Below are 10,743 nucleotides of genomic sequence, written 5' to 3' on the forward strand. Positions count from 1 at the left end.
AATCGCCTGAAGCAACTGGTGGACAGCTTCAAGATCTGACCTCAGTCGCAAGCCGACCCAATCCCCTGTGGCGAGGGAGCTTGCTCCCGCTGGCCTGCGCAGCAGGCTCTAGCCGGTCTACAGGCTTATCGCATTGGCCGGTTTTACGACTGCTGCGCAGCCGAGCGGGAGCAAGCTCCCTCGCCACGGGTACGGGTTGCCTGGGCTGGCGCCATCGCGAGCAAGCTCAGCTCCCACAGGGGATTGGCGGTGAGCCTGGATCTTGGGTTCACCCCGGAACCAAATTGTGGGAGCGGGCTTGCTCGCGAAGACGGCAGCCCAGCCAACTGCTTCATTGACTGACCCACCGCTATCGCGAGCGGGCTTGCTCCCACAGGGGATTGGCTGTGTGCCGGGATCTTGGGTTCACCCCGGAACCAAATTGTGGGAGCGAACCTGCTCGCGATGACGTCGATACAGCCACCATCACCACCAACTGACCCGGCGCTTTCGCGAGCAAGTTTGCCCCCACAAAGACTGGCGCTTACTTGAACATCCCCTGCACATTCCCCATCGCCTCATCGGCAAAGCCCTGGAGGAAATCCCGGAAGCCTGACGGTGTATGGGCCTCGGTGTGGTCGGCGATGATGGTCCAGGTGGCGCGGCAGCGGTTGTCGGCCAGGGGTTCGACGCGCATGGCCGCCCACAGGTTGTCGATGCCCAGGGTGTTGTAGATCAGCGTCCAGGTCATGTGCATGGCCTGGTCGTCACGGCTGTTGAGCTGTTCCACCACCAGGTTCTGCCCATCGACGAAGAACTTCTTGCGCAGGGACCTCACGCCTTCGCCGGTCATTTCGATGCGCTCCAGCGCCGGGATGAAACGGTTGAAGCCGCCAAAATCACCCACCACGTCCCAGACGCGCGCCGCATCGGCCGCGACCTCCACCGAGGTTTCGACCTGGCAGGCTTGTGGGTTTTTGATCAGGGTGTCGGGTTGAAATGCACTCATGGTCTTGCTCCTTGCTTTGGATTGAGGGTGTTTCAGATGAAGTCGATGGCCTTGAGGTAATCGGCGCCGCGGCGCAGCAGGGCCGGGGATTTTTCCGGGTAGCTGGCGCCCATCTGCCGCACGCCGGCGCGGGCGTTGTCGTGGCTGATCAGCGAGATGTCACCGATGTCTTCCTCGAAGCCGTTGAGGTAGAAACCCAGTACGCCAAACAACGCGTTGTCGGCATCGACCCGAGCCAATTGCCGTTGCCACTCGGCGATGCTCACCAGGGAAAATTCCCGACCGCTGTCACGGAACGACGCCACATAAGCGTCCCAGCTCAACGGTTGCGGGTTATGCAGGTTGAACACCGCTTGGCTGGGCTGGTAGCGGCTGGCGTGGAAGGCGATGAAGCGGGCCAGGAAGTCCACCGGCATCAGGTCGAAATTGAGCGACAGGTCCGGCACCTGGCCGAGCTGGATCGAGCCCTTGAGCATCAGCATCAAGCGATTCTTGTGGGGTTGGCAGACCCCGGTCAGGCTGTTGAAGCTGATGTTGCCGGGGCGGAACAGATTGACCCACACGCCGCGGTCCCGGGCCCGTTGCAGGATCCGTTCGCCGACCCATTTGGACAGGTTGTAGCCGTTCTTGATGTAGATCGGCGGCGTCTCGGCGGCCGGCTGTTCCAGTACCTGACCGTCAGCATCCAGGGCACTGGAGGCGGACAGCGTGGAGACGAAATTGAAGATTTTCTTGCTGCGCCCTTCGCACAGGCGCAGGCACTCGAAAATCGGTTCCACGTTGTCCCGTGCCAACGACTCGTAGTCGAGCACATGGTTGACGTGGGCCGCGTTGTGCACCAGCGCGCCGAAGGTGGCATCGATGCGGGCATAGACGTCGTCCGGCAAACCCAATTGCGCTTGGGTGATGTCGGCGGCGTAGACGCTGACGCGGTCCAGGTCCAGATGGGTCAGGTGATTGTCCCGCAGGGCCTGGGAGAAACGCTCGGCCGCGCTCTGTTCAGCGCTGGCGCGCACCAGGCAGGCGACTTCGGTGGCACCCCAGGCCAGCAGCGCTTCGACGATGTGCACGCCAAGGAAACTGTTGGCGCCAGTCACTACCACCTTGTGCACATCGCCGCATTGGCTGATGGGCAGCGGGTCAAGGTTGAGCTCGGCCTCGGCATCGATGAAGGCCTGGGGGCTGAGGCTCGACGCACTGCCTTGCTCCGGATCGTCCAGCAACTTCGCCAAGGTCATCAGCGTCGGCGCTTCGATGAAGCGGTTGATCGACAGGCTGCGGCCGAATGCCTGGCGAATGCTCAGCAGCAATCGTGACAGCAGGATCGAATGCCCGCCGAGGTTGAAGAAGCTTTCATCGGTGGCGATGTCGTCGATCGGCAGCTCCAGCAGCTCGGCCCACAGGTGCTGCAGTTGTGTCTCCAAGGCGTTCTGCGGCTGCCGGCGTTGGCCGTCGACGTGCACCTGCACCGCCATGGCGAGCAACGCCCGGCGATCGACCTTGCCGTTACTGGTGTAGGGCAGGCTGGGCAATTCGACGTAGGCGGCCGGGTGCATGTAGCTGGGCAAGCTGTTCTGTACATGCTCACGCAAGGCCTGGAGAGCGGCGCCGGGGCACTCTTGTTCGGGATGAACCAGGAACGCCAGGATCCGCCGCCGTTCATCGACCCCCACCGCCACCTGGCGAAACAACTGGCTTTCCCGCAGGCAGTGTTCGATTTCCTCGGGTTCGACCCGAAAGCCACGGATCTTCACTTGGTTATCGCGACGGCCACACAGTTCGATGCCGTTGTCGGTCCACTGGCCGATGTCGCCGGTGCGATAGACCCGCAACGCTTGCCCGGTGGGTAGCGTCAGGTTGAGGTAACGCGCCGCGGTCAGCGCCGGATCATTCAGATAGCCGAGGCCGACGCCCGGGCCGGCGATGTACAGCTCGCCCGTAACACCCTGGGGAACCGGTTGCAGTTGTTCGTCCAGGATCAGCACCCGACCATTGGCAATGGGCACGCCGAGGTTGCGGTTGTTGTCGCCAACACCGAAGCGCCGGGTGGTCGCCAGCACCGTGGTTTCGGTCGGGCCGTAGATGTTGTGGAACCGGCATTGTGGCGCGAGCTGTTCGATCACGAACGGCTCGCAGACATCGCCACCGGTGATCAGGTGCGCCAGGCCCAACGGCGCCTCCAGGGGCATGACACTCAGCAACGCAGGCGGCAGGAAGGCGTGGCTGACCCGCTGTTGCTGTATCAACGCGACCAATTGTTGCGGATCGCGGCGCTGGTCTTCGCTGGGCACCACCAGCAGGGCGCCGTGGATGAAGGTCGGCAGGATATCCAGCAGCGACGCGTCAAAGTTGATGGTGGAAAACTGCAACGCCCGACTGTCGCGCTGCAACCCGACGTAGTCGCCGTACCAGGCACAGAAATGGCTGAGGTTGCGGTGGCTGAGCAACACGCCTTTGGGCTGGCCAGTGGTGCCGGAGGTGTAGATCGCTACGGCCGGTTCGTCGCCATCCACGGTGCGGCGGATCAACGAGGCCGGAATGCCTGGCTTGGGCGCTGGCAGCTGATGGATGTTCAGCGTTGGCAACATCAGGTCGCCCAAGTCGCTGTCGCCGTCGTGCAGCAGCAGGTCCGCCTGGGCATTTTCCAGGATAAAGCGCCGACGTTGCGCCGGATGCTGCGGGTCCAGCGGCAGGTACACCGCCCCACAGCCGAGCACCGCCAGGATCGCCGCGTACAGGTGCGGGGATTTGGGCAGGCACACGCCGATTACTTTGTGTGAGGAAGTCCTGTGGGAGGAAGGCTTGCCCCCGATGAACGATGATGCGGTTTGCTTGAGAGCATCGGTGTCTTCATCGCGGGCAAGCCTTGCTCCCACAGGTTCTGCTTTTCTTGCCCCCACAGATTCTCCAACAGCTCCTTCCTCATGTTCTGCTCGGTGCAGTATTTCCAACATCGGCTGCTGCAACCTCAGCGCCAGGCGGCGCAAGGATTTGTAGTCGATCAATTGCCCATCGACCCACAGGGCCGGTTGCGTCGCGTCATCGAGCAGGCGCTGTTCGATGCTGTGCATCACCGGCACGTCGGCGGCGGCCAGCAGCCAGGGCACCGGCGGTCGATTGAGGCCGTGCTCGAAGGCCAGCGGCTCCAGCGCATCGAGCCCGAGCAGGGGTTGATCAACGGCCTCAGCGTGTACCGTCGGCCAATCATCGAAGCAGGTCTCATCCCGGGACAACTGGCTGACCAGTCGTGCGCCGGTTTCGACCAGCGTCGCCAGCGTACGCAGGCGCAAGGATTGACCATTGCCATCGCGTTGCGGCGCGATCACTTCCTGGCACAACAGCCGCTGCGCCCCGTCGCGAAAGAGCAGCACCGGTTGCGGCAATGCTTCGCCTGCCAGCGTGCGCAGTGCCACGCGGACCTGAAGGCATGAGCGGGCTTCAATGGCGCGCGGTGTCGTACCGTCGTCGATCAACAGATCGACCGGCGATTGCAGGTCCACCACCGCGTGACCGTGCTGCTCCAATTCCCGGGCCAGTTCGGCCATGGCCTGGCTGGTGCCAGGCACTGCAATGTCGAGGCGTCTCATAGAAAGGTCCTCATGGGGTCAGATAATCAGCGAGGGCATCGCGCACGCAGGGGGACGCGAGCATCGAGCTGCCGCGAAAAAAACGCGTGATGTTGCCCACCAAGGGGTGAAAACGATTGATGGGATACGCCAGCGCACTGGCGTCTTCGCGCAGCGACTGGCGCACCGATTCGTCGACGGGCAGGTGCGCTATCAGCTCGAAGTCGAATGCTTGCTGCAGGTCGCTCGCCAGGTACTGGGCGATGAAACCGGGCATCAGGCGCGCGATCGCCGTGCGGTCCTCTTCGGGGGCGGTGCGCCAGTAGATCTGCACCAATCGCGTCCAGAAACCGGAGTGCCGGCCCTCGTCGAGCAAGTGATCGGCCATCAGCCCCTTGATCGAGGCCTTGACCGAGTCGTCCCGGGCGAAGGCCGCCACTTCGTTGGTCACCGTGTTCTCGGCAATGGCGATGCAGATCAGCTCCACGGCACTGAGCAGATGCTCTGGCGCCTCGGCCAGGGTCGCCGGTATGGCGCGGCTGAGTTCGATCTGCCCAGGCAACGGGATCGGTTCGATGCCGGTCATGTCGATGGTCTGCTGCATGAAGTCCATCGCCACCAGCGCGTGGTAATCCTCATCCACCACCACGGTCATCGCGTCGTAGCGGCAGGCGAACGGGAACTCGATGCCGAAGCGGTTCTTGGCGATGCGCCGGGCGGTGTGGTCCACCAGTTCGGTCTCGAAAATCACCACGTCATTGATGAATTTGTAGAGGCTCTGCACCAGCACGAAGTCGCGCAATTGCGCACAGTGGCTAAGGAAGGCCTGGCTGTGCACCAGCGGCTGGCGGCTCATGGGGAAGATCAGCTTGTCGTCGTCTTCGACCCGGCGCCGTGGCCGGGTACGGATCGTGGCGCGGCTTTCCCAGGCGTCGGCGAAGGATTGGTATTCGACGGCGTTCATGGCATCACCTGTGCAACCGGCTGGGCCATGCTCTGGCGCAGGCCGTCCCACAAGGCCGCGCGACTGTGAACGGCGGCGAGCGCGGCGGCCAGCACCTCGGTTTCGCGCTGCGGGTCGCCATCGATCAGCCGCGCCAAGAGTTTCTCTGCCGCCGGCCCGTGGTCTTCGGAGTCGACCTCGATGTGCCGTTGCAGGTAGTAGCGAAAGGTCGGAGCCTGATCCAGGCCAATGCCCCAGGCGTCCAACATGCGTTGGAACATCTGTGGGATGACGCTCTCGCGGCCATGCACGAACGCGGCGGCCACGCTGTGGGCCGGGGCGTGCAGGGCGGTGTGCAAGGTCTGGCGGACGAACCGCGCCGCCGCCGGTTCGACCTCGACGCTGTCCAACGCGGTCTCGGGGCTGACGCCTTCCTGCTGCAGGGTAATGAACTGCTCGATTGCACGGGTATCGGCGCCGATTTCCCGCATGGCGTCCAGGTACAGTTCGAAATGGCTGCAGTAGCCTGCGCCGGGGCGGTCATCCGACTCTTCCCCCAGCACGATTTCATTGATCAAGCGGGCCGCGTGAGGGTCGGCCGGCGGCAGCCAAGGCAGGTGGACACAGGTGAGCTCGCGTTGCAGCCGCTTGGTCAGCGACATGAAGTCCCAGACGGCAAAGACATGGCTTTCCATGAAGCGGCGTAACAGATCGATTGATGTAATCTCGGAAAAAACCGGGTGTTGTCCAAGTTCATGCTTTTTCAGAGATAGTTGTTCTTTGGATGGCTGCATTGGAACGTCCTCATCAATGATGTTATGTCCGGAAGGCGGCTCGTTAGTTAATGAGGACGAGCGGGCGCCTGAACCGGAATCCATGAATTACCCAAGGGGGTGAAGTATTCTCTTTTAATCGTTGTTTCAGCTTTCGATGCCAGTGTTTGCTGGGGTATTGGCGCATCGAAAGGGCCGCTGGTAACGCGGTGAATAAAAAATTAATACATGTAACAAGTAAGCGGCAAGTGTTTTTTTAATTATTTGAAGTTGTAGTTTTACTGGGCGCAAAGAGGCCTTTTAAAACTTTTAATATAAGTTTTATTGGGGCGAAGAAGCTCCTTCCGATTTAGCGAGATCAGAATCGAATAGTTCGAGTGAATGCCTCACTCGGAGCACTTCAGGAATCGGGGAGTAAGAAGTTTTTTGTTAGGGGCAGGACATCGGTCGGACTTCCGATCATCCCGCCGGTTGGACGTCGCTCCTTGCGTATTGGCTTCGATTCGTCTGGCCTCAGCCAGGCGTTGACTTCTTCAGGTCTGTTTTGAATCGACAAGCGCAAGAGTGAGCCCAAATCGATGGCAGTGCCATTGGACTGATGGGGCGACGAAGCGCGGCCACGGTCAGGCCGCGCCGCGCTGGCGACAAGTGAGTCGGAAGGATATGTAAGAAATTTTTACGCCGGACGAAGCGCCGGCGTGGGATCAAGCCTTCGACGGCTGTTCCAGGTACCGGCGCATGGTGATGGAGGCTTTTTCCAGATGCTGCTCCAACAAGGCGACCGCTTTATCGATATCTCTGGCTATCGCGGCCGCGAGGATGGCGCGGTGGTCGTCCTGGGTCAGCTTGCCCAACCCCATGGACGAAAGATGAAAACGCAAAAAGCGTTCTTCTTCATTGAGCTCGTGTTCGATCAGGTCCAGCAGTTTGCCGTTGGGTGCCTTGTGGTAAAGCGACATATGGAACAGCCGATTGAGCTTGGCGATTTCAGCGTATTCGGTTTGTGTCTCCAACTGTTCGATGTACTGGGCTGCCAGCGCAAAATCATCGTCATCGAGCAGGGGGATGGACAAGCGCAAGGCGAAAGCTTCCAGGACCGCGCGCAAGGCGTAGGTCTCGACCGCATTGTTGGTAATCAGCGGGGCCACCACGGCGCCTTTGTGCTGGACGACATTGAGCAACGACTGTGCTTCGAGCTGACGCAACGCCTCACGTACCGGCATGCGGCTCACGCCGAACAGGTCGGCCAGCTCTTGCTGGCGCAGGGCGGTGCCGCTGGGCAGGCGCCCGTCGAGGATGGCCTCGCGCAGGGAACTTTCGATGATCGACCGCGCCTGATCGGCGGGGACGGGACCGTTGACCTGGATAGTGCTGAGCGGTTTGGGCTTCTTTGTCACGACAACACCTGAACGGGTAGTAACGAAAATTGGATCCATGCCAACGTTAGTTACAGATTGCCAAGCCGTCAAAATCTCGCGGCCCCGGTTCCTGAACTAAAGTTTAGTCTGCTTGCGGTGATTGCAACCTGCCATTGTCTTTTGCCCGGCCAGGCTTCACCATCCAACGAATTTCCAACGGCCCTTTTCGGACGTATTTCCCTTGGCTGCACCTTTCTCGGTCCTCAGGTCCTTGCGTTGGCTGTGTTCGGCACTATTGCTGGCCGGCCTGATGCTGGGCGGCCTGCAAGCCGACTGGGACTTTGCGCAGATCAGCCGGCGGGCGCAAGCGTTATATGGGCCACTGGGCGAAGGGCAGCAGCGGATCGACGCGTGGCAGCAACTGCTGGCGACTCAGAAACAGATCCCCGAACTGGAACAGCTCAAGGTGGTGAACCTGTTTTTCAACAAACAGGTGCGCTACGTGGAAGACATCGACCTGTGGCGTGAAGTCGACTATTGGGAGACGCCGATCCAGGCCTTGTGGAAGGGCGCTGGCGACTGTGAAGACTACGCCATCGCCAAGTATTTCAGCCTGCGTCGTCTCGGGGTGTCCAGTGACAAGCTGCGCATCACCTACGTCAAGGCGTTGCGACAGAACCGTGCGCACATGGTGCTCACCTATTACGCCACGCCCGAGGCGATGCCGTTGGTCCTCGACAGCTTGATCGACGGTATCCAGCCGGCCAGCCAGCGAACCGACTTGCTCCCGGTCTACTCTTTCAATGCCGAAGGGCTGTGGCTGCCGGGCGCCAAGGGCAACAAGAAAGTGGGTGACACCAAGCGCCTGTCCCGGTGGCAGGACGTGTTGAAAAAAATGCAGGCCGAAGGTTTTCCGGTCGAGACGACTAACTAGGAGCGCGCGCTCAGATGTCCTTGTTCAAACAGCTGTTGATCGCTATCTGTCTGTTCCTGGTGGTTGCCTTCAGCGGCAGCTTCATGGTCAGCCTGGAAAGCTCGCGGGCCCAATACGTCAACCAGTTGCGCTCCCACGCCCAGGACGCGGCCACGGCGCTGGCGCTGTCGTTGACGCCGAACATCGACGACCCGGCGATGGTGGAATTGATGGTCAGCTCGATCTTCGACAGCGGCTACTACGCCAGCATCCGCGTGGTCGACGTGGCCACCGACAAGACCCTGGTCGAGCGCACCGGTACACCGGACGCCGGCAGTGTGCCGCAATGGTTCGTCAAGCTGATCGGCCTGGAACCGGCCGGTGGCGATGCCATCGTCAGCCGCGGCTGGGAGCAGGCAGCGCGGGTCGAAGTGGTCAGCCACCCGATGTTCGCCCTCGCCAAGCTGTGGCAGAGCGCGTTGGGCAGCCTGGGCTGGCTGTTGCTGTGCGGCGCCGTGAGCGCGGTGCTGGGGGCCTTGCTGCTGCGTCGCCAGCTCAAGCCGCTGGACTACATGGTGCATCAGTCCCACGCCATTGCCCGTCGTGAATTCCTGAGCCTGCCGGAGCTGCCGCGCACGCCTGAACTGCGTCGGGTAGTGCAGGCGATGAACCAGATGGTCGAGAAGCTCAAGGCGCTGTTCCAGGAACAGGCCGAGCGCAGCGAGAAACTGCGGGTCGAGTCCTACCAGGACAACCTCACGGGCCTGGCCAACCGGCGTTATTTCGAAATGCAGCTCAATGCCCGGGTGAGCAACCCGGAGCAGGCCAGTTCCGGTTACCTGCTGCTGTTGCGGGTCAAGGACCTGGCCGGTTTGAACCAGCGGCTGGGCGGCCAGCGTACCGATCAGTTGCTCAAGGCCGTGGGCGAGCAATTGCAGCGTGAGTGCGCCCGCTACCCGGAAACCCACAACCTGGTCACGCGTATTCGCGGCGGCGAGTTCGCGGTGCTGGCCCCGGGGCTGGTGCGTGAGGAAGCGCTGCAATTGGCGCAGAACCTCGAGGCCGCGTTGGCGAGCTTGCACGCCACCGGCGCGACTGACGTGGCCTCGGTGGCCTCCATCGGGCTGGCGCCGTTCGTCCATGGCGACTCGCCGCAAGCGGTGCTGCAGCTCGGCGACCAGGCCCTGGCCCAGGCCGAAAGCCAGGGCGAACCGGGTTGGGCCTGCCTGGATCACAGTGCCTCGGCCAGTGTCGGCGATGATCACCACGCCTGGCACACGCTGCTCGACCAGGCCTTGAGTCATCAGCGCTTCGAGTTGTACTTCCAGCCGGTGGTGGCGGCCCAGGACACTCAGGTCGTGCTGCATTACAAGGTGTTGTCGCGGCTGTTGGACGAGCAGGGCCAGACGATCCCCGCCGGGCGTTTCCTGCCGTGGTTGGAGCGCTTCGGCTGGACTGCGCGGCTGGACCGCTTGATGCTTGAACAGGTGCTCAAGCAGATGGCTGGGCATGAGCAGTCCTTGGCGTTGAACCTGTCCTCCGCCACGCTTGCCGATCCGCAGGCGTTGAACAAGGTCTTTGAAATCCTGCGGGCGCATTCCAACCTTGGGTCGCGCCTGACGCTGGAGATTGGTGAAGAGCAACTGCCGGAGCAAGCGGTGCTGGAGCAGTTGACCCGGCAGTTGCGCGAGCTTGGTTTCTCCTTGAGCCTGCAGCGTTTTGGTGGGCGGTTCAGCATGATTGGCAACTTGTCGCGGTTGGGGTTGGCTTATCTGAAGATTGATGGCAGCTACATTCGCGCGATTGATCAGGAAAGTGACAAGCGCCTGTTTATCGAAGCGATACAGCGTGCTGCTCACAGTATCGACTTGCCGTTGATTGCTGAGCGGGTTGAGACGGAGGGGGAGTTGGCGGTGATTCGGGAGATGGGGTTGTTTGGGGTTCAGGGGCAGTTAGTGGGTGAGCCTAAGCGTTGGGGGTGAGGCGGGTTGTGTCCTTTTGACCGCGTACATATCCATTCCTGCGATAACGACCACATAGGGTTCCGGGTATGACTCACCCACATGGGTTACATATCAGTTCACGCACATAGGTAACAGTTTTTAACTGGCAGGGTCAGTTTGCGGTGATGTTGGATACCCACACGATATTGGGAACCGCACGGTCCTGTGGCGAGGGAGCTTGCTCCCGCTGGGTCGCGCA

The 10,743-nt window shown here is 61.5% G+C and carries 7 protein-coding genes; 2 read left to right on the top strand and 5 right to left on the bottom strand.

Going from position 1 to position 10,743, the window contains the following annotated elements; translation table 11 throughout:
• Positions 1-523: 523 nt before the first annotated feature.
• From HU767_RS28050 to HU767_RS28070, 5 genes are all read right to left on the bottom strand, one after another.
• Positions 524-988, bottom strand: coding sequence for an SRPBCC family protein (locus HU767_RS28050; protein ID WP_186731061.1), 465 nt, complete (start codon positions 986-988; stop codon positions 524-526).
• A 32-nt stretch (positions 989-1,020) separates the two neighbouring features.
• On the bottom strand, positions 1,021-4,575 hold the full coding sequence (locus tag HU767_RS28055; protein ID WP_186731062.1) for a non-ribosomal peptide synthetase: 3,555 nt from the start codon (positions 4,573-4,575) through the stop codon (positions 1,021-1,023).
• 10 nt (positions 4,576-4,585) lie between these two features.
• Complete coding sequence (locus HU767_RS28060) at positions 4,586-5,518, bottom strand: diiron oxygenase (protein ID WP_186731063.1); 933 nt, start codon at positions 5,516-5,518, stop codon at positions 4,586-4,588.
• On the bottom strand, positions 5,515-6,291 hold the full coding sequence (locus HU767_RS28065; RefSeq protein WP_158457536.1) for a DUF3050 domain-containing protein: 777 nt from the start codon (positions 6,289-6,291) through the stop codon (positions 5,515-5,517). The genes HU767_RS28060 and HU767_RS28065 overlap by 4 nt, the downstream gene beginning before the upstream one ends.
• A 683-nt stretch (positions 6,292-6,974) precedes the next feature.
• Positions 6,975-7,667, bottom strand: coding sequence for an FCD domain-containing protein (locus HU767_RS28070; protein ID WP_186731064.1), 693 nt, complete (start codon positions 7,665-7,667; stop codon positions 6,975-6,977).
• A 202-nt stretch (positions 7,668-7,869) separates the two neighbouring features.
• Here HU767_RS28070 and lapG point away from each other — a divergent pair, with 202 nt between their 5' ends.
• Both lapG and lapD read left to right on the top strand, forming a co-directional pair.
• Positions 7,870-8,562, top strand: a complete 693-nt coding sequence (gene lapG, locus HU767_RS28075; protein WP_186731065.1) for a cysteine protease LapG — start codon at positions 7,870-7,872, stop codon at positions 8,560-8,562.
• Between the two features lie 14 nt (positions 8,563-8,576).
• Positions 8,577-10,523, top strand: a complete 1,947-nt coding sequence (gene lapD, locus HU767_RS28080) for a cyclic di-GMP receptor LapD (RefSeq protein WP_186710004.1) — start codon at positions 8,577-8,579, stop codon at positions 10,521-10,523.
• Positions 10,524-10,743: the final 220 nt, after the last annotated feature.

The sequence above is a fragment of the Pseudomonas sp. SWRI179 genome, from assembly GCF_014268705.1.
In the GTDB taxonomy this organism is placed as follows: Bacteria; Pseudomonadota; Gammaproteobacteria; order Pseudomonadales; family Pseudomonadaceae; genus Aquipseudomonas; species Aquipseudomonas zanjanensis.

Excerpts from the sequence above, each read along its gene's own strand:
- HU767_RS28050 (WP_186731061.1), bottom strand. The coding sequence starts at position 988 with ATGAGTGCATTTCAACCCGACACCCTGATCAAAAACCCACAAGCCTGC.
- HU767_RS28055 (WP_186731062.1), bottom strand. The coding sequence starts at position 4,575 with ATGAGACGCCTCGACATTGCAGTGCCTGGCACCAGCCAGGCCATGGCC.
- HU767_RS28060 (WP_186731063.1), bottom strand. The coding sequence starts at position 5,518 with ATGAACGCCGTCGAATACCAATCCTTCGCCGACGCCTGGGAAAGCCGC.
- lapD (WP_186710004.1), top strand. The coding sequence starts at position 8,577 with ATGTCCTTGTTCAAACAGCTGTTGATCGCTATCTGTCTGTTCCTGGTG.
- HU767_RS28065 (WP_158457536.1), bottom strand. The coding sequence starts at position 6,291 with ATGCAGCCATCCAAAGAACAACTATCTCTGAAAAAGCATGAACTTGGA.